This window comes from Desulfobotulus sp. (genome assembly GCF_034006065.1).
In the GTDB taxonomy this organism is placed as follows: Bacteria; Desulfobacterota; Desulfobacteria; order Desulfobacterales; family ASO4-4; genus Desulfobotulus.
Window position 1 is genome coordinate 1 of sequence record NZ_JAVETM010000033.1, and the last position, 18,119, is coordinate 18,119.

Below are 18,119 nucleotides of genomic sequence, written 5' to 3' on the forward strand. Positions count from 1 at the left end.
CCGAAGAAGAGGCGCGCATCCGCGCTGAGGAAGAAGCTCGCAAAAAAGCTGAAGAAGAGGCGCGCATCCGCGCTGAGGAAGAAGCTCGCAAAAAAGCCGAAGAAGAGGCGCGCATCCGCGCTGAGGAAGAAGCTCGCAAAAAAGCCGAAGAAGAGGCGCGCATCCGCGCTGAGGAAGAAGCTCGCAAAAAAGCCGAAGAAGAGGCGCGCATCCGCGCTGCCGAGGAAGCACGCAGGAAAGCCGAAGAAGCCCGTCTGCAGGCCGAAGAAAATGCCCGTATCTGGGCCGAAGAAAAAGCACGTCTTCAGGCGCTGGAAGAAGAAGCCAGAGCCAAAGCCGAAAAGGAGGCCCGCGCCAAGGCCATGAACAAATATATGATGACGGGCGGTCTTGCCCTTGCCCTCTTCTTTACCCTGATCATCATCACCAGCATCCAGAACATGTCCGGCTACTATATCAAACAGAGCGGGACAAACCTTGAAATCTGGCAAGGTGCCTTTTCACCCAAGGGCAAAAAGCATGTCATCACCCTGCCAGGCGTTGCTGCACCTGAAGCTTCCAAGGCGGTATACACCCGCAGCGAGGTCATGCCTCTGGCCTTTAATTTCTATATGGAACAGGCCGTCCGAGAAACCGCCAAGCCCGGTTTTCCCAACTTCAAGACCATAGAGCGCCTTCTCAAAACCGCTGAAAAGTACGCCTCTTCCTCGGAAGAACGGCGCCTTGTCGCCATGCAGATCCAGGGCCTCAATGAAATGATCGCCCGCTACAAGAACGACATGCGTTCCACCCTTGACGGGGCAAAGCCCTGAAAAACCGCTGTCATTCAAGCACCCCCTGTTTAAAAAGGCCATCCGTTCAGGGTGGCCTTTTCTTTTTTATGAAGATGCAATCTCCCAAAAGGGAGCCTTCATACAAACAGCATGGGATTTAAAAGCTTATCAAACTTCACATGAATGGAGTACTCATTGTCCATATGGCAGAGTACGCCGGTCACCACTCCTTTGCAGACCAGGGGCTGGGGGTTTCCTGAGGCTGTCAGCAAAAATTTCATTCCCAGATAACGGCCCAAGAGTTGACGGATTCCCCTGCCATTGGCGGTTTTCACATAAAAGGACAAGCCTCCTGCGGAGATATCAGCCATTCGCCCTTTCAGCAAAGAGGCCGTAGCACCTTTTTTTTCCCCTGAAAGCACCTGAAAGACAATGACGCCCTGGGCGGGAATGCGCTTATGTGCCCTGCGGTTCACACCCTTGGCCTGCAGCATTTCACTGGGTGAACGTCCCTGGGAGCAAAAAGCCCGGAGCTTAGGACCCAAGCCCGCCACAGTCTCATCAAGAACCATCAGCGCTTCCCGGCTCAACACCTGACAACTCCCAGCGGTTAAAGCCACAAGACGGGTAGTACACACACTGCTCTTATAAAAGGTGTCTTCCCCTGCCAGATCCCCAGGCCCCACGCGCCGAACCAGAACCTCCTGTCCCTTATCCGATGCGGCAAAAAGCTGCAAAACACCCTGATCCACAAAATACAAAGAGGTATTCCCCTCCCCCTGGCGGAAAAGCGTTGTTCCTGGGGAAAAAGAAAGGGGTTCACAGGCAAAGAAAAAGGCACTCCGCTCTTCCGGTAGAAGGCGCGCATACCAGGCCTTCCAGCGCTCCATGTGCACCCTGTCAATGGCCCTGTTCTTTTCTTCTTCAATGCGTTCTGCTGCGGAGACAATGAGGCTCAGGGCCATGGCATCCACATCCATCATCTGCTGCTGCAATTTTTCCGCATGATCAAAGCGACGTGCAACGGCATGGGCAACCACAAGCTCAAAGAGAAGCTCCATGGCCTCAGCTCTACGCCCTGCGGCAAGCAAAAGCCCCACCCTTTTCTCTTTCATTGCCAGTGTTTCAGCTTCTCCCATGCCCTTTGCTCCACGCGTATTCTAAAAAAAACTCCGGCTCTTTCATCCTTGATCCCAGGTGAGAGCTTCTCATGATCATCAAATGACCCAAGCGAATGTCTGTAAGGATAATCGGAATGGAAAAACCTGTCAAAGCTCTCTGGGAGGATTCAGGCCTGCATGGATCGGAAGATCTCAAGTCTGGGCAGAGGGAGCGGACGTCCCTCCCCATCCAGGCCCACGAAGGTAACGCGGGTTGAAAAAATCTCTTCTTCTTCCCGCGCGCCAGGTGCGTCGGCGTACACCCGGACACCATAGGACACGGAAGCTTTTCCCAGGCTGTCCGGGAGAATCTCGAAGCGGAGAATGGCCCCGCTCACCACCCGCTTACGAAACTGCACATCTTCCATGGCCACCGTCACCAGGGTACAGCCCTGAAAATCCCGAGAAGCCACAAGCCAGGCGTACTCATCCACCCAGCGCAGCATGGCCCCTCCAAAAAGATACCCATGATGGTTGAGATGCTCCGGCCTTACAATGGTATAGGTATTCATGGGGCTGCCCCCAGGCTTTCCAGGGCTTCCTCCAGGGCTTCCCCAAGTTGTTCACGGGAAGTCTCCAGCAAACACGTAAGCCTGGGGCGCCACACCCCGGGCTTTCCAAAACCCATCAGATAGATCATGTCTCCCATCACCACCACATCCAAGGTTTCCCGCAGAGCCCACAGGCTTTCCAGCAAGTCTTCTCCCAGATCCGGAGCGGCCTGGATCAGACTTTCCGCCGCCACCATGGCGCCCAAGCGCACCGTCCACTTTTCATGGGTAAGGAGTGCGTAAAAAGCAGGAAAAATACGCTCTCTGGATTGCATCATTCTCACCAGACGCTGGGCTTCACCACTTTCAAGGATATTCAGAAGGCTCTCTTCGCTGAGACTTTCCGGCTCCCTGCTGCACAAAGCCTGCGCAATGTTTTGAGCCCTCAAAACGCCTGTCCAGCGAAAATTTTCCTCATCCCCCTGAAGCATCAGCACAGGAACAGCCATCACCCCCCAGGCTGTCGCCATATCCGGACAGAAATCCACGTTCACCACCTCAAGGGAAAGATTGGGATTCTCCAGAAATCCCAAGGCAAGGCGCAAGGCTCCAGGACAATGGGGACAATTTCCACTGACAAAAAGCCGCAAGCCCGCCGGGACGGTCATGGCCTCGGCAAACGTGCCGCCGCTTTTTTCCGCCCGCAGGAAATCCGCCAAAAGCCCTTCTTCCCTTTTTCCAGGTGCTCCCAGGAAGGTGAGTCTCCGGGAGGGGATACGGAAACCCGGGCACCCTTTCTCGGATAAAGTCTCAATTGTTACCGCAGATCCGCAAGACCCAAGACCCTCAAGAAAGGCCGCCACAGCTTCCCTTGCTCCGGAAGAACCCGTGACCGCGTCAAAATCCGGGGAAGACGGCCGGGAATTCACCGCCGCATCATTTTTCATCCCTTTTCCTCCAGGCCGTCTGCCCGTTCACAGACGTCCTTATTCCTTCTCATGCCATAAAAAATCAGTTTTTCACCGCGCATCCAGAAACCAGATCCCCAAGGGCTCAATGCCGGTTCTGATACCCTAAGAAACCACTGAACTCCACCTGATATATATAGACAAACACGGACGCCAGCCCAAAGATCAATGGGCCATACAGAAGCCCCAGAAAACCAAAGAGCTGCAAGCCTCCCAGGATGGCAAAAAACACCACAACACCATTCATCTGTGCTGCGCCCCGCATGAACAGAGGTCTCAGAAAATTATCCAGGGAACCAACCACCAAAAGACACCACATGAGCAGACCCAAAGCCTTCATCCCGGAGCCTGTGGCCCATAGCCAGATCACAGCCGGAACCCATACCAGGGCTGTGCCCACAACGGGAATCAGGGAGGCAAAGGCCATAACAGCCCCCCAGAAAATACCGGGAAGCCCCACAGCAAAAAAAGCCAGCCCTCCTGCAGCCCCCTGGGCCATGGCCGTCATGAAGGTTCCCACAAACACAGAACGGACAAGAAGACCCATGCGTTCAAACAGCCGCGTCTCCTGGGTTCCTGAAAGGGGAAAAAGATGACAGAAGCGCTCCAGAAGAGCATCATGGTTGCGGATGGATACAAAAAAAACCAGAAGCAGCAGAAAAAAATGCCCCACAAGGACACCGAGGTTTCCCGCCACCACCCCGCCCTGTTTCACAAGGAACCGCAAACCCGAAGATACCAGGGTCAGCAGGGTTCCATGAATATCCAGATCCTCTATATCAAATCCTGGATAAAAAAAACGAATCTTCTCCAGCCAGGGCTCGGCCATCCCATCCATAAAAGCGGCCATCCACAGCTCAATGCGGCCGGGACCTCCTCCAGCAATCCAGCCCTGAATCAACTGAAAGGACAAAATCCCCTGGCTGATCACCGCTGTGGTCATCAGAAAGGCAGGCACCACCACCACCATCACAAGCAACAGGGTGCTGAGGGCCGCAGCCGCAGTCTTATGATCGGAGGTCAGGATCTCAAGACGCTTTTGAAACGGATGGCAGGCCATGGCCAAAAGCAGCCCCAACACAATGGGATGGCGGTAGGGCCAAGCCAGGGCCCCTGCTCCAAGAAGGCCCAAGGCCAGAAAAAATAAAAGTACCGCCCGCGCGCCAAGGCGATGCCCCCTTCTCTCTTCTCTCCTGAATCGCCTGTAGGATACCATACCCCTCCTTGGATGGGATTTCCGAAAAACATGGGCAGAAATGATGAGGTAAAAATTCTTAAAGGACAGGCTTTTGCATACTCGCCTGTCAGCCCTCCTCTCCCTTCAGCTCCTCCAGCAGACGCTGGGCCGTCTCCTGTACGGCCTCGCACTGCATGCGAAAAACCCCATAGATTTTACGGATGCGGCCATACTCTCCCATCAGAACCGCATCCTGCAGCAGATCCCCACTGCGTATGGCCTCATGGGCGGCAAGATAGCGCAGGGTCCCTGTGATTTTGTGCGCCATTTTTCCAAAATCCTGATAATTCTCATCCGCCAGAGCCCGATCCATGGCCGCAAGCTCTGCAGGATGGTTATCCACGCAATTGCGAAGCAGGATACGCTGAACCTTGGGATTATCCCCCACAATAAAAGAAAGGGCCTTGCGATCAATGGGCCCCAGAAGGGGAGCGCATTCACAGCTTTCACCGGATTGCCGAGGTTCGGCTCCGCCACCGGGCGTCACCCACTTTAAAAGGGTTTTCCGCAGGTTTTCCCTGCGCAGGGGTTTGGTGATATAGTCATCCATACCCGCCGCAAGGAACCGCTCCTTATCCCCTTTCAGGGCATGGGCCGTCAGGGCCACAATGGGAAGGGCCTTGCCGTAGCGTTCCCGGATTTTCGCCGTTGCCTCAAAACCGTCCATCTCCGGCATCTGGCCATCCATGAGCACAAGGTCCGGCAAGCCCTCTTTTTCCAGCCATTCCAGAGCCCGCTTACCATTTTCCACGGAACTCACGCTAAAGGCCAGGGAACGCAGGACGCCTTCCGCCACTTCACGATTCACCGCATGATCCTCCACAAGAAGCACCCGAAGCCCCTCTCCCATACTCTCCCCAGCCCCTCCATTCATATCCGTCCCATCCTCCAATGCATCCCTTTCCGCCACAACAGACCGGGCAGAGGCCAAAGTCATGGGAACCTTAAACCAGAATTGGGATCCCTCCCCCACCTTGGATCTTACGCCCATGGTACCTCCCATCTTCTCAATGATCTGCCGGGAAATAAAAAGCCCCAGACCCGAGCCTCCGAATTTTCGCGTCGTGGACGTATCTGCCTGGCAGAAGACTTCAAAAAGCTGGGATTGCGCCGCCTTTGCAATACCGATACCCGTATCAGAGACTTCACCATAGATCAGGACTTCCGAATGGGAAATCTCCCGCATGCCCAGGCGGATGCCGATGCATCCTTTCAGGGTGAATTTCAGGGCATTCCCCACAAGATTCAAAAGCACCTGGCGAAAACGGGAAGGGTCGCCCAGAAGATCCTCCGGAATCCGAGGATCCACATCAAGAAAAAGCTCCAGCTCCTTTTCCCGTATGGCAGGCCCAAGAATCCGCAGCACACCCTCCAGCACTGCTGCGGGTGAAAAGGCGATGGATTCCAGTTCCAGCTTTCCCGCCTCAATTTTGGATACATCCAGAATATCATCAATGAGAGAGAGAAGCGCCTCAGACCCTGCATGGATATTGCGGGCCCAGTGGGTCTGCTCCGGATTCAGGGGACTTTCCAGCAAAAGATCCACCATACCGGTTATGCCGTTCATGGGGGTCCGGATTTCATGGCTCATGTTGGCCAGAAAAACCGTTTTTGCTTTGTTGGCTCTTTCCGCTTCTTCCTTGGCTTCCCGCAAGGAAAGGGCAATGGCCTCCTTTTCCCGGATTTCCCTTGCCAGATCCCGGTTCAGGGCTTCAACCTTGTTTTTCTCCCGTTCCAGAAAAGAAATCAGCCCCTGATTTTCATAGCGCATATCAAAGGTTTCACGCAGGGTCGCACTGATGTGCCGCCCCATACTCAGCATCAGACAGAGGTAAACGATGGCCAAAGCACCGAAACTGGCATGGAGAGCCGTTTGCTCCATGAAAAACCGCAGGATCAGCGGCGTCAGGACCACCCAGACATAGGCCACCACCGCCTTCCGCGACGCGGCGTAAACGCCTGTGGTTCCTGCGGCCATGCCGCAGAGAATCAGGCAGACAAAGGCCTGTGCGGGCACATTGTCCACGGGGAAAAAAAGAATCCCCACGCTTCCCCAGAGAAGGGCGCTGACCATGAGTCCCCAAAAAAAACGCCTGCCCCAGACCTCCGCCCGCAATCCCCGCCCTGCGTCCCTTTCATAGGCCCAGGCGTTAAGGTGCCGGAAAATCACCACCAGCACATTCACGGCAAACCAGGCAAGCAGATAGCCTCGGGGAATCAGGTCCCACAGAATCCATAGGAGAAACAGGCCATTGATCACAGCGCCGAACATGATGCTCCGGCTTTGCCTGTAAATCAGATGCACCTGCTCCCGGTAAAGACCGGATTTGATCACTTCTCCTGACAAGCCTTCCATACCACCTTCGTCCTGGTTTCCGGTAACCTACTGTCACTGTGAAGGATTTTCTCCAGCCTTCCCCGACCCCACCCCTCCATCCTCCCGATCCCTCGGAAAATGCTCGCCTGAAATCCCCTGAACAAGCTCTGAGAGTTCGGGCTGACTCCGCACCAATGCGTCCAAAACCAGGGCCCGTTTTTCCGCCAGAGCTTCCACCTGCTTCAGGGTATTTCTCTGTTCCTCAATGAGAGGATTCAGCCGAAGGCCCACCCGTTCTTCCGTGCGTTTTAAAAGATTGTATAGCAGAATCAGGGACAGAATCTCACAAAAAAGCGCAAGCATGAATCCTATGACAAAACCACGATCATATCCGTAATAAACACAAGCCATTGCAAAGATTGCTGTGAGCAACACCATAAAAAGCCTCCCGACCCATCGCTTTTCCACGCCAGCATAAGGGCCAAATTCCAGAGAATCCAGGTTCCGGACCCAAAATGATGCATTGCGACAACAAAGAAAAATCTTTATATTACAGCCATGAATTGAAAACCAGATTTTTTTGTCCGGCTCACAGGGAAAGCAAAATCCCATATCCATCAGGCCAAGGCGCTTAAAAAAGACCCCCAAGGCTCCACCCCATGCTTTCATCCCCCCTGTACCCATGGACAAAAAATGCGGTTTTCCCAAGCCTTGCAGCCAAACCATCCATTTTCAGACCAGGGAGAGAGGCTATGAAGATCCAGAGTGTCTGCCACCTCACAGGCCTTGGAAAAACCACCCTGCGCTATTACGAACGCATGGGACTGATCAAAGACATTCCGCGGGACGCCGCAGGCCACAGGGATTATGCCCCCGACCAGCTGGACTGGATTGCCCTCATCAAAAGGCTGCGCGCCACAGGCATGCCCATGGATCAGCTCCAAAAACTGGCCAAACTACGGGAGGAGGGAGAAAAAAGCCGCAGGGAATACTGCCATATCCTTGAAAATCACAGAAACCACATTCAGCGCCTGCTCAGGGAAACCGAAACCCATCTCCGGGTCATGGAAGAAAAAATCCAGGCCTGTCTTAAAAAAAAAACTTCCCACAGACATGAATAATTCCCAAGCTCATCAAAAAAGCTTTTTTTTCCTGCTTTTGAGGCTATAATTACTTTTTTTACGGCCGAAAAAAAGGCCTTAAGATGAGACTCTGGGAGATCAGCATGAGTGTAATGAACTATCCCCGCGGAGCCTTTCCTTCCGCAGACATGGACGCCAAACGCGCCCAACAGATTGAAGAAACCGAACAGACCCTTTCTCCCGCCTACAGGCTTGCCTTTCTGGATCAGGATCTTCTGCTGCGAAGCAGCCTGAGGCCCATCCGCCTTCAGCTGGAAATGATGAAACCCGAAATCATTCTCACGGAAGAGGGCATTGAATCCACCATTGTGATCTTTGGCAGCGCCCGGCTTCCCGATCCGGACAGCGCCCTTTCCCAGATGGAGGAAGCCCGCCGCAGTCTTGCCCAGCTCCCTGAAGACACCCAGCGCATCCAGAAAATGAAACAAACCGAACGAGCCCTTGAGATGAGCCGCTACTATGATGAGGCCCGCAAACTCGCTCGTCTGATCTCAGACAACACGGGTCCCAACCGTCATGTGGTCATCACCGGCGGCGGAGGCGGCATCATGGAAGCGGCCAACCGCGGGGCCTTTGATGCTGGAGCCAAAAGCATAGGACTCAATATCGTGCTGCCCTTTGAGCAGGCGCCCAACGCCTATATCACCCCGGAGCTCTGCTTTCAGTTTCACTACTTTGCCATCCGCAAAATGCATTTCCTCATGCGTGCCAAAGCGCTCGTGGCCTTCCCTGGGGGCTTTGGCACCCTGGATGAGCTCTTTGAAGCCCTGACCCTCATCCAGACGGGCAAAATGGAAAAACTTCCCGTACTGCTTTTCGGTAAGGAGTTCTGGCATAACCTCATCAACTTTGACTACCTCGTGGAACAGGGAACCATATCTGCCTCGGATCTTTCCCTTTTTCAGTATGTCAGCACCGCAGAGGAAGCCTGGGAGATCATCCGCGCCTCCAACGGTCTTTAAGCTTTTTCAAGTATTTCCAAACGCCGGAGCCTCCTGTCCGCTTTTTTCTTTCCTTTGAGGGCTCCATACAAAAACCCCTCCTGAAACCTTAGGGTACGGTTCCAGGAGGGGTTTTTCATGCCTGTTTCCATCTAAAAAAATTTATTCGTCGTCTTCCGCAGTTTTGGGAAGATTGACTTCCTGAAGTTCCGGCCCGAGATAGGTTCTCTCATTGGGGGCCAGAATGCCCAGGGAAAGACAGATGATGGTCCAGATGTGCACCACATGGTAATGGGCGCCATACACCTCACCCAGTTCATGGATCTGGGCATGGCAGTTGTGGCAACCGGCCACCACATAGGTCGCGCCTGTGGCCTGAATCTGGGCATCCTTGATTTTACCGTACTGCAGGCGTTCTTCCTTGTATCCGCTCTGGAGATAGCCCCCACCCCCGCCGCAGCAGAAGTTGTTGGACTTGTTGGGATACATGTCAACGAAATTTTCCTTGCCCACACAGGATTCAATGACAAAACGGAGGTTATCCGCAGCCCTGTCCCCAAAGGCCTTGCGCACAATATTGCAGGGATCCTGCACCGTGAACTTGATCCCAAGCTCCTTGTTCCAATCGGAGTTGACGGGAAGCTTACCTTCACGGATCCAGTCTGCGTAGTAGTTGTAGATGTTTTCGATTTTCTCAACCTTGGTGTCCACATTGAACTTTTTCTGTCCTGCCAGGACAGAGAAGGTAACGTGCCCTCACTCCGTATTGAGAAAGACCTTGCATCCCAACTCATCCGCCTTGCCCAGCGTCCCCCTTGTATGTTTTTCCCAGGAGGGGTTGTCGGCAAGGAAGAGGCAGTAGTTCTCACCGGCCCAGCCTGTGGAACCATAGGTCCAGTCTGCCCCAACAAGGTTAAGGATTTTCCACAGGGGCACCATTTCTTCGGGCTCGGTCATGGGCTCGCGGGAGTTCTGGTTGAGGAAAAAATAGGCGCCCTGCTTGTCGATGGGGGCCTGCAGATCCCTTTCCTCCCATTCTGGCTGTTCTTCCCGCACCTCGTCCAGAATGTCCTGCACCACGAACTCAAAGTCTTCCTGGCTCGTCCCCATGGCGCTCAGGGTGGGATTTTTCATGGCCATGTCACAAGAACCCAGAATCCCCTTGGGACGCTGCTCCCTGGGGGTCAGGCCCCTGGCATTGAACACCAGCTGCGGGATATTGATCTTCATGGGGCAGGCATACATGCATCGCGTACACATGCTGCACATCCATACCCACTCGCTCTTCCTGATCTCCTCATCCATGCCCAGCGCGGCCATTCTCAGAAACTTCCGGGGATCCATATCCCGAAGCCCAGTGGCCGGGCAGCCGGAAGCACAGAGACCGCAAGTCAGGCAGGCATTGAGGTTCCCACCTTCCGGCAGAATCTCCTTCACCTTGTCGATGAAGAAGCTGCCCGACTTCTTCTCTATCTTGACTGCTTCTTCCGCCATTTGTGCATTTCCTCCGTATTGTTTTTCCTCAAAAACTTTCTTCCCCAGGATTTTCCCATATGATGAGGGAACGGCTTGACGGGCGGTCACAGCAACACCCCTGAGGAAGTCCGAATATTGGTGGGAAGGCCTGTCCACTGGATCCCAGGGGGCATGCCACCTATATTTAGACGATTGCCATTTCTTCTCCCCTATTCCAGGGCCTGTGTCAATACCAAATCAGGAAACCATTCATAAAACAAATGTCTTAAATTGACAAGGCCCGGGCCTCCTCCCCCCCAATGCCCGCACCAGAAAGGGGATTTTTTTCTCAAGCTTAGCCAAAATCCAAAAGAGACAGAAATAAAATCAGAATAAAAAGATAAAAACAGAACATCTGTCAGATTGACACCCAAAAAACCATACGATAAAAGGCATAGAGAAAGAGAAAGCCCGCCTTTTCCGAAATCCACCCTACCCCTGCACCAAGGAGCGTCCCCATGATCCGGATGAACAGCCACTACAAGAAACTCAAAGCATCCTACCTCTTTTCCGACATTGCCAAGCGCGTCAGCGCCTTTCAGGAAGCACACCCCGAGATGCCCGTCATCCGCCTTGGCATCGGCGATGTCACCCGCGCCCTGCCCGAAGCCTGCATCCAAGCCCTGCACAAAGCCGTGGAAGAAATGGCCTCCGAGGCCACCTTCAGGGGCTACGGTCCGGAACAGGGATATGCTTTTCTCCGGGAAGCCATCGCCAGAAATGACTTCCAGTCCAGAGGCTGCGCCATTGAGGCGGATGAAGTCTTTGTGAGCGACGGAGCCAAATGCGACACGGGCAACTTCCAGGAACTCTTTTCAACGGACATCGCCATTGCCCTGCCCGACCCCGTATACCCCGCCTATCTCGACACCAACGTCATGGCCGGACGTACCGGCGTTTTCAGCGATGGCCGTTACAGCGGCCTCATTTATCTTGATGGGACAAAGGACAACGGTTTTGTACCGCCGGTACCGGATCAACCCGTGGATCTCATCTATCTCTGCTATCCCAACAATCCCACCGGCGCCACCGCCACCAGGGCCCAGCTCCAGGAATGGGTGGATTTTGCCCGTGCGCAAAAGGCCCTCATCCTCTTTGACGCCGCCTATGAGGCCTTCATCACCGACCCCGCCATCCCCCACTCCATCTATGAAATCCCCGGTGCGCGGGAAGTGGCTGTGGAGTTCCGCAGCTTCTCCAAAACCGCAGGCTTTACCGGCACCCGCTGCGCCTTTACCGTGGTTCCCAAAGACTGCAAGGTATACGATGAGGACGGTGCCGCCCATTCCCTCCATGCCCTCTGGAACCGCCGCCACTGCACCAAGTTCAATGGCGTGGCCTACCCCATTCAGAAGGCGGCGGAAGCGGTGTACAGCCCCGAAGGCAAGGCCCAGGTTCAGGCCATCATCCAGGGATACCTTGAAAATGCCTCTGTCATCCGCAACGCCATGGCAGCCTTAGGTTTTGACTGTGTGGGCGGCGACAACTCACCTTATATATGGGTGGATGGCCGCTCGGACTCCTGGGAATTTTTTGACCGCCTGCTGAAGAATGCCGGTGTGGTCTGCACGCCGGGCGCAGGTTTTGGCCGCTGTGGTGAAGGCTACATCCGCATTTCAGCCTTCAACTCAAGAGAAAATGTGGATAAAGCCATGGCGCGCATCCAGAAGGCCCTGGCCTGATTCCAAGCCCTTCCCCCCGCGTCCGCCGGATTCCGTTTCTTCTTATTCCTGCGGGCGCGGGTCTTTTGAATCTCCCCTCTCCGGTCATTTACGGTCCCCCATGTCTTTTCCCTTGCCTTTTTTATTTTGCGCCCTATCATTTCATTTTTTGAAATAACAGGGAGGACCCATGAAAAAAGAGGCCGTGGACATTCATATCACCGAACTGGAAGAAATCCTGGACCGTTACCTTGACGCCGCGGGCCAGCTCAACTATGCCATCAAAATCGTAGGCCATCCGGGAATCGGAAAAAGTTCTGTGGTCCGTCAGGCGGCGGAACGCAAAAATTTCCTTTTCATTGATACCCGCCTGGCTTTCAAGGAAAACATTGATCTTGGCGGTTACCCGGTTCCCGACCATGAAAACCAGCGCATGATCTATTTCAGGCCCCGCTTCATCCCACCGGAAAGGGTTCCTGAGAACCACGCAGGCATCCTCTGGTTTCTCGATGAGGCCAACCGCGCCCATCCCACGGTCATCCAGACCCTCTTTCAGATCATCACCGAAGGCCGCTGCGGCGAGCATCTGCTTGCGGAAAAAACGGCCATTGTCCTTGCCGGAAACCTCGGTGAAGAAGACAGCACCACCATCACCGACTTTGATGACGCCGCCCTTGACGGACGTCTTGCCCTTTTCCACCTGAAACCGAGAGCCATGGACTGGCTGCGCTGGGCAGCCAGCCAGAAGGTACACCCCAGCGTACTCCGCTACATTGTCCTGTTTCCGGAAAAACTCTGGGACGCCCACCGCATCCATCCCAATCCCAGGGGCTGGCACCAGGTTTCCCAGGCTCTCGGCCTTGCCTACGGCCTCAAAACCGAAGAAGCCCTCATCACCTACCTTAAGGAGAACCCCAGGGCCAGTCTTGAAAAACTCATCATCTCCCTTGTGGGTGACCTGGCGGCCTTTGATTTCATCCGCGAGCTTACCCATCCAAGGCAGATCAGCACCCAGGACATTCTTTCAGGAAACCCGGAAAAACTCGCCGCAGCCGAACAGGAGACCCTTCCCACGGAGGATCTGCTCTGGGCCATGACCGGAGCCATCTCCCAGCTCCGGGATCAGCTTCTTGTCCGGGATGGTCTTCTTGATGAGCCCGGCATGGATCAGCTGGCCCATGTGCTCTCCTTTATCATCACCTGCCGCAGCGACAGCCGCCTTGCCTTTTTCCACCTTCTGCTCCGGGAATGCGGCCTGCTCACCCGCATTCCCCAGGCTCTGAAACGCATGGAAAGCCCGGAGGCCGCCCAAAAGGTCCGCCTTTCCATGGAGGCCCTTCTGTCATGAAATCCAAGCAGCACCCCGCCTGGGAAGCCGTACTGGAAGATCTCTGGCGTCAGAGCCGCTTTACTTCCTATTTCTACCAGAGCGTGCAGTTCACCGAAACCAGCACCGTGCCCACCCTGGCCCTGAGCATGGGGGGCATGCGCCCCGTCCTCCTCTACCATCCGGACTTTGTGGACTCCCAGGACAAAGAAAGTCTGAAGGCCCTGCTCGTCCATGAACTGCTCCACCTTGTCCATGGTCACGATCACAGACACCTGAAAGACCATGAACCCTACCTTCAGAACCTCGCCCAGGACATGGTCATCAACTCCTTTCTCCGCCGCCGTTCCGCCCATTTTTTCTCCTGCGCCCATGGGACTGCAACGGATCTCAGGCTGCCTGCGGATCTGCCGGGAATCCCGGATGCCTTTTTTGAGGAAACCGGCGAATCCGACCCTTCCTGGGAAAGGGTGTATCAGTGGTTCGGCAGAAGGGGACCGGAAGCCCTGCGGGTTTTCAGTGATGCGGTGCGGGACATGTTCCGGGATCTTAAAAAACCGCCCCAGAAAAAAGCCCCCCACACCGGCCCCTGCCATGTGACGGACTCAAGCGAGCCGGATGCCGAAAATCCCGATCTCATCCCCGAAGGCCTCTGCCTGGTGGACAAGAAAGGCAAGGCCCTGCCCACGGGAACCCACCTGTTTCTCGGCACCCTGGAAAAACGCCAGCTCCAGAGCCAGATCCGCAGAATCATGGATCTGGCCAAGGACGATCCCCTCACTGCCACAGACCGGGTTTTTGAAGCCTTAAGCCGCATGATGGAGAGCATCGAAAAACTGGGGCCTCTGCCCTGGGAGCGCAGGCTGCGCAGCCTTCTGGATCGCAACACCCATTCCAATGAATGGCTTTATACCAAAAGCCGCTTCAACCGCCGCTACCTCCCCCATGGCATTTACACAAGCGGCCGCATATTCCGGGAAAAGGAGCTGCTCACCGTCTGCGTGGATGTGTCCTCCTCCATGACCACAACCCCCGGTGAAATGGCAAGGGCCTTTGCCGTGGTTGAAAGCCTCCTTGACCGCTTCCGGGTCAACCTCCTCTGCGTGGATGAAAAGGTTTTTATCCCCCGTATCCGCAGGGAAAAAATGGAAAGGGAAGAACAATGGGCAAGGCCCTACTTCTACAAGAAGGGCGACTGGAAACACCTGGAAACGGGCAATTCCGGCACCACCTTCTTTGCTCCCCTGTTCAACGCCTATATGCGAAACCACAAAGAGCTGCTCCTTGTCTTAACCGACGGGCACATCCATGACATGGGAAAGCTGAACCCCTATCCCGCCACCCTCTGGCTCATTTCCTCAGGACGCAGGGAGGCCTTTCATGCGCCCTTCGGAAAAGCCCTCATCCTGCCAGCCATGGGAAAAAACCATGAATGAAAATCCCCTTCACAAGGCTGTGCTGGAAGGCCGTCTTTCGTCCCGGGAAGGCCTTTCCCGTCTGGCCCGTTTTCCAGATGCCCAAAGCCTTTTCCTGGCGGGAAGGGACTGGCCTGGCCTTGACCATGAAAAAGCCCTTGCCCTGCTCATTGCCACAAAGGATGCTTTTTTCCTCTATCAGGCAGGCCTTCACTGGCCCCGCATTCACCTTCAGAAAGCCGAAGACGCCCTTCTTTCCCTGAAAGACGCCGAGGCCATCTACAGGGCGGGCAGAGCCTGGCGGCACTTTCATGCAAAGGCCGGGATCAAGACCCTCCTTGCCCTGAAGGCAGGCCGTTACATTTATTATGCGGGCAATGACTGGAAAGGATTTGACTTTAAAGAAGGACAAAAGGCCTTGGGCCTTCTTGGGGATGGGGAGTTTCTCTTTTATGCGGGATGCCACTGGCAGACCTTTGATTTTCTGAAAGGAGGAAAGGCCCTTCTCGCCACGGAAAATCTGCCCTTCATTTTTTCAGCCGGAAAACGCTGGCCGGAATTTGACTACGCCGCAGCCTGGGCGATTTTTGAAAAGAAAATCCGTAAAGCGGCCCTCTGGCGGGCAAGGGCCCTTGAAGACCCTGTCTGGAAAAAAGCCCTGCTGCGCCAGTTCCATGGCCTGTGCGGGCTGGAAGAAGGGGAAAAAACCCTGCACAAGGCAAAAGAGCGCGGTCCCGGACGCTGGGAGATCCATTTCGGACCTCCCGGAAAAAAACCGGAAGCCATGACTTAAGAATGGACTAGCCCTTTGTCTCCCTCACACCGTTCACGGTGAGCTTGTCGAACCATGACGAAAAAGCAAAAGGGATCACCTTTGTCTTTGTTCGACTCACCCTTCGACAGGCTCAGGGTGAACGGCTGAAGGATGGATTCGCCCTTTGTCTCCCTCCCACCGTTCACGGTGAGCTTGTCGAACCGTCACACCGTTCGCGGTGAGCCTGTCGAACCGTGACGAAAAAGCAAAAGAGATGACCCTTGTCTTTTTCGGCTCACCCTTCGACAGTCTCAGGGTGAACGGACTATTGACAATTTTAATCTCCCTTAAGCCATGGCTTCCGGGTAAACGCCGCATCAGGGGCTCTGATCCTTAAAGCCTTCCCGGATCACCCGGTAAGCCCCGGTCCCGGTATCGAGGTCGTAGATATTGAAGTTGGTGCGAATGTCAAAACCCGGATAATGCACAGCCAGATTGAGGGAAGCGGACCCCTCAGCCCCGCTCCGGATTCTGTGAAAAACATTCACAGGCCAGACCAGCATGCCACCGCCCTCATGGATCACTTTGCCGTTTTTCACTATCCTGTCCGGGGTGACCACAAAGGTTTCCATTCTCCCATGGGCGACGGAATAAATATCCACCGTCCTTTCCCCGAAAAACACCATGAGGTTGTCCGCCTGATGGGGGTGCATGTACCAGGGTCTTTCCACATCCCCCACAGGTCCCGGCGACACGGCCCCTCCCTTGTGGATCACCCTGTCCATGGAGTGGACATCGGGCATGGCCTCATGGGGCAGGATGTCAAAAACGACACCCGGTGTTTTTCTGAAGGGCTTCAAAGCAATAATCTGGTACAGACCTTCCACTTCCTCAATGACATGACCCATGCGCTGCTCCTTCCTTTTGGGTTTCCGGCCTCCCGCCACATCCGGAAAGTCCGGTGGGATCATCCTGCATACAGGCTCTTCGTACAGCCTCTCCTCTCGAAAACCGTGAGAGTTCCAATATAGGTCCCACAGAAGCCAGGGGCAATGTCCCTTCTTGACTTTTCAGAGGCTTTATAGAAATACAGGAAAACAGCGTTCTGACCCAGGGCTTTCCCGATCCGGAAAAATTCCCGCAGCCCCCCATCTTTCCCATCCCCGGAGCCTCCATGAAACATGCTTTTTTTTCCGTCATTTCTCTGGATGAAGCCCTTGCTCTCCTTTCCGGATTTTCCCTCCTTGAAACGGAAAAATGCCCTGTATCCCAGGCCCTGCACCGCATTCTGGCGGAAGAAGCCATTGCCCGTGAGGCGGTTCCGGATTTTAATCGGTCCACGCGGGACGGCTTTGCCGTGCGGGCCAGGGATACCTTCGGTGCTTCGGAAAACGCATCCCCCCTCTTTTCCATTGTGGGCCGGGTTCCCATGGGAAAAGTGCCGGACTTCACCCTCGGCCCCGGTCAGACGGCGACCATTGCAACGGGCGCCATGCTGCCCCAGGGGGCTGACAGCGTGGTCATGGTGGAAGACACCACCCCCATTGATGCAGGCCTTGTGGAAATCCACAGATCCGTGGCTCCGGGCAGCCATGTGATCCAAAAAGGCGATGACGCCCGCCAGGGGCAGGTGCTCCTTTCTCCCGGAAGACGGCTTAAGCCCCAGGATCTCGGCTTTCTTTCCGGAGCCGGTGTCACGGCAGTACAGGTCCGCAGGCAGCCCCGCATTGCCATCCTTTCCACAGGCGATGAAATCCGCCCTCCGGAAAGCCCTCTCCAGCCCGGAGAAATCCGGGATATCAACACCCGGACCCTGGCCGCCATGGTCGCCGAACAAGGAGGCATTCCCCTGGAAAAGGACATTGTTCCGGACAAGGAGGAGGCTCTCCATCATGCCCTCACCCAGGCCCTTCTGGAAAGTGATCTCATTCTGGTTTCCGGAGGCTCTTCCGTGGGCACCCGTGACTATGCCCCGCGGGTCATCGCAAAACTGCCCGAAGCCGCCATTCTCGCCCATGGCCTCGCCATCCGGCCGGGAAAACCCACCCTCATCGCAAGGGTGGGGGAAAAAGCCCTCATCGGCCTTCCCGGACATGCGGCCTCCGCAGCCCTTATCTTTCATGTGCTGGTCCGACCGCTCATCCGCCACATCACAGGTGAAACCGCCCCCCGTTCCGAAGAGCGCCCCTTCATGGCCCGCCTTTCCCGCAATCTTTCCTCCGTACAGGGCCGGGCGGACTATATCCGTGTGCGCATTCTGGATGAAAAGGAAGGGCCTGTGGCAGAACCCCTCCTCGGAGAGGCCGGCCTCATCCGCACCCTGGTGGAGGCCCAGGGTCTGATCTGCATCCCTCGGGATACGGAAGGGCTCCTTAAGGATAGCCCCGTCACAGTCCACCCCCTCTAAGCCTGAAAGGA

General features: G+C 55.2%; 15 protein-coding genes and 1 pseudogene. 8 read left to right on the forward strand and 8 right to left on the reverse strand.

Features of this window, described 5'->3' with window-relative positions; all coding sequences use genetic code 11:
• A pseudogene (locus RBR60_RS12025) lies at positions 1-812 on the forward strand (cell envelope integrity protein TolA); the annotation flags it as partial.
• 98 nt (positions 813-910) lie between these two features.
• On the opposite strand, the gene RBR60_RS12030 reads toward RBR60_RS12025, so the two are convergent.
• The 6 genes from RBR60_RS12030 to RBR60_RS12055 all read right to left on the reverse strand — a co-directional run bounded on the left by RBR60_RS12030 (position 911) and on the right by RBR60_RS12055 (position 7,384).
• Positions 911-1,912, reverse strand: a complete 1,002-nt coding sequence (locus RBR60_RS12030; RefSeq protein WP_320357088.1) for a cyclic nucleotide-binding domain-containing protein — start codon at positions 1,910-1,912, stop codon at positions 911-913.
• A gap of 149 nt (positions 1,913-2,061) precedes the next feature.
• Positions 2,062-2,445: an acyl-CoA thioesterase gene (locus RBR60_RS12035; RefSeq protein WP_320357090.1), complete on the reverse strand. Its 384-nt coding sequence runs from the start codon at positions 2,443-2,445 to the stop codon at positions 2,062-2,064.
• Complete coding sequence (locus RBR60_RS12040) at positions 2,442-3,371, reverse strand: thioredoxin family protein (RefSeq protein WP_320357092.1); 930 nt, start codon at positions 3,369-3,371, stop codon at positions 2,442-2,444. The genes RBR60_RS12035 and RBR60_RS12040 overlap by 4 nt, the downstream gene beginning before the upstream one ends.
• A gap of 106 nt (positions 3,372-3,477) precedes the next feature.
• Positions 3,478-4,608 (reverse strand): AI-2E family transporter, encoded by a 1,131-nt coding sequence (locus RBR60_RS12045; RefSeq protein WP_320357094.1) that lies wholly within the window; start codon positions 4,606-4,608, stop codon positions 3,478-3,480.
• A gap of 88 nt (positions 4,609-4,696) precedes the next feature.
• Positions 4,697-6,985, reverse strand: coding sequence for a response regulator (locus RBR60_RS12050; protein ID WP_320357096.1), 2,289 nt, complete (start codon positions 6,983-6,985; stop codon positions 4,697-4,699).
• Between the two features lie 33 nt (positions 6,986-7,018).
• Entirely contained in the window at positions 7,019-7,384 is a 366-nt protein-coding gene (locus RBR60_RS12055; RefSeq protein ID WP_320357098.1) for a hypothetical protein, read from the reverse strand.
• 314 nt (positions 7,385-7,698) lie between these two features.
• Between RBR60_RS12055 and RBR60_RS12060 the strand changes: the two genes are divergently transcribed.
• Both RBR60_RS12060 and RBR60_RS12065 read left to right on the forward strand, forming a co-directional pair.
• Positions 7,699-8,067 (forward strand): MerR family transcriptional regulator, encoded by a 369-nt coding sequence (locus RBR60_RS12060; protein WP_320357100.1) that lies wholly within the window; start codon positions 7,699-7,701, stop codon positions 8,065-8,067.
• 104 nt (positions 8,068-8,171) lie between these two features.
• Entirely contained in the window at positions 8,172-9,050 is an 879-nt protein-coding gene (locus RBR60_RS12065; RefSeq protein WP_320357102.1) for a TIGR00730 family Rossman fold protein, read from the forward strand.
• A 141-nt stretch (positions 9,051-9,191) separates the two neighbouring features.
• On the opposite strand, the gene RBR60_RS12070 is transcribed toward RBR60_RS12065, so the two are convergent.
• Positions 9,192-10,523, reverse strand: a complete 1,332-nt coding sequence (locus RBR60_RS12070; RefSeq protein WP_320357104.1) for a (Fe-S)-binding protein — start codon at positions 10,521-10,523, stop codon at positions 9,192-9,194.
• Between the two features lie 479 nt (positions 10,524-11,002).
• Between RBR60_RS12070 and RBR60_RS12075 the strand changes: the two genes are divergently transcribed.
• The 4 genes from RBR60_RS12075 (at position 11,003) to RBR60_RS12090 (ending at position 15,740) form a co-directional block, all read left to right on the forward strand.
• A complete protein-coding gene (locus tag RBR60_RS12075; protein WP_320357105.1) occupies positions 11,003-12,226 on the forward strand; it encodes an LL-diaminopimelate aminotransferase in 1,224 nt (407 codons plus the stop codon).
• A gap of 169 nt (positions 12,227-12,395) precedes the next feature.
• Complete coding sequence (locus tag RBR60_RS12080) at positions 12,396-13,553, forward strand: hypothetical protein (RefSeq protein WP_320357106.1); 1,158 nt, start codon at positions 12,396-12,398, stop codon at positions 13,551-13,553.
• Positions 13,550-14,968 carry a DUF2201 family putative metallopeptidase gene (locus RBR60_RS12085; protein ID WP_320357107.1) on the forward strand — a complete coding sequence of 473 codons (1,419 nt, stop codon included), beginning with the start codon at positions 13,550-13,552 and terminating at the stop codon, positions 14,966-14,968. Before RBR60_RS12080 ends, RBR60_RS12085 begins: the two co-directional genes overlap by 4 nt.
• Complete coding sequence (locus tag RBR60_RS12090) at positions 14,961-15,740, forward strand: hypothetical protein (protein ID WP_320357108.1); 780 nt, start codon at positions 14,961-14,963, stop codon at positions 15,738-15,740. Before RBR60_RS12085 ends, RBR60_RS12090 begins: the two co-directional genes overlap by 8 nt.
• A 338-nt stretch (positions 15,741-16,078) precedes the next feature.
• Here RBR60_RS12090 and RBR60_RS12095 read toward each other — a convergent pair whose 3' ends face one another.
• The gene (locus RBR60_RS12095) at positions 16,079-16,609 is read right to left on the reverse strand and encodes a hypothetical protein (RefSeq protein WP_320357109.1); all 531 of its coding nucleotides are present in this window, start codon (positions 16,607-16,609) and stop codon (positions 16,079-16,081) included.
• A 266-nt stretch (positions 16,610-16,875) separates the two neighbouring features.
• On the opposite strand from RBR60_RS12095, the gene glp reads away from it, so the two are divergent.
• The gene (glp, locus tag RBR60_RS12100; protein WP_320357110.1) at positions 16,876-18,108 is read left to right on the forward strand and encodes a gephyrin-like molybdotransferase Glp; all 1,233 of its coding nucleotides are present in this window, start codon (positions 16,876-16,878) and stop codon (positions 18,106-18,108) included.
• Positions 18,109-18,119: the final 11 nt, after the last annotated feature.

Excerpts from the sequence above, each read along its gene's own strand:
- RBR60_RS12030 (WP_320357088.1), bottom strand. The coding sequence starts at position 1,912 with ATGGGAGAAGCTGAAACACTGGCAATGAAAGAGAAAAGGGTGGGGCTT.
- RBR60_RS12060 (WP_320357100.1), top strand. The coding sequence starts at position 7,699 with ATGAAGATCCAGAGTGTCTGCCACCTCACAGGCCTTGGAAAAACCACC.
- RBR60_RS12095 (WP_320357109.1), bottom strand. The coding sequence starts at position 16,609 with ATGGGTCATGTCATTGAGGAAGTGGAAGGTCTGTACCAGATTATTGCT.
- glp (WP_320357110.1), top strand. The coding sequence starts at position 16,876 with ATGAAACATGCTTTTTTTTCCGTCATTTCTCTGGATGAAGCCCTTGCT.
- RBR60_RS12065 (WP_320357102.1), top strand. The coding sequence starts at position 8,172 with ATGAGTGTAATGAACTATCCCCGCGGAGCCTTTCCTTCCGCAGACATG.
- RBR60_RS12080 (WP_320357106.1), top strand. The coding sequence starts at position 12,396 with ATGAAAAAAGAGGCCGTGGACATTCATATCACCGAACTGGAAGAAATC.
- RBR60_RS12055 (WP_320357098.1), bottom strand. The coding sequence starts at position 7,384 with ATGGTGTTGCTCACAGCAATCTTTGCAATGGCTTGTGTTTATTACGGA.
- RBR60_RS12040 (WP_320357092.1), bottom strand. The coding sequence starts at position 3,371 with ATGAAAAATGATGCGGCGGTGAATTCCCGGCCGTCTTCCCCGGATTTT.
- RBR60_RS12085 (WP_320357107.1), top strand. The coding sequence starts at position 13,550 with ATGAAATCCAAGCAGCACCCCGCCTGGGAAGCCGTACTGGAAGATCTC.
- RBR60_RS12045 (WP_320357094.1), bottom strand. The coding sequence starts at position 4,608 with ATGGTATCCTACAGGCGATTCAGGAGAGAAGAGAGAAGGGGGCATCGC.
- RBR60_RS12050 (WP_320357096.1), bottom strand. The coding sequence starts at position 6,985 with ATGGAAGGCTTGTCAGGAGAAGTGATCAAATCCGGTCTTTACCGGGAG.
- RBR60_RS12035 (WP_320357090.1), bottom strand. The coding sequence starts at position 2,445 with ATGAATACCTATACCATTGTAAGGCCGGAGCATCTCAACCATCATGGG.
- RBR60_RS12090 (WP_320357108.1), top strand. The coding sequence starts at position 14,961 with ATGAATGAAAATCCCCTTCACAAGGCTGTGCTGGAAGGCCGTCTTTCG.
- RBR60_RS12075 (WP_320357105.1), top strand. The coding sequence starts at position 11,003 with ATGATCCGGATGAACAGCCACTACAAGAAACTCAAAGCATCCTACCTC.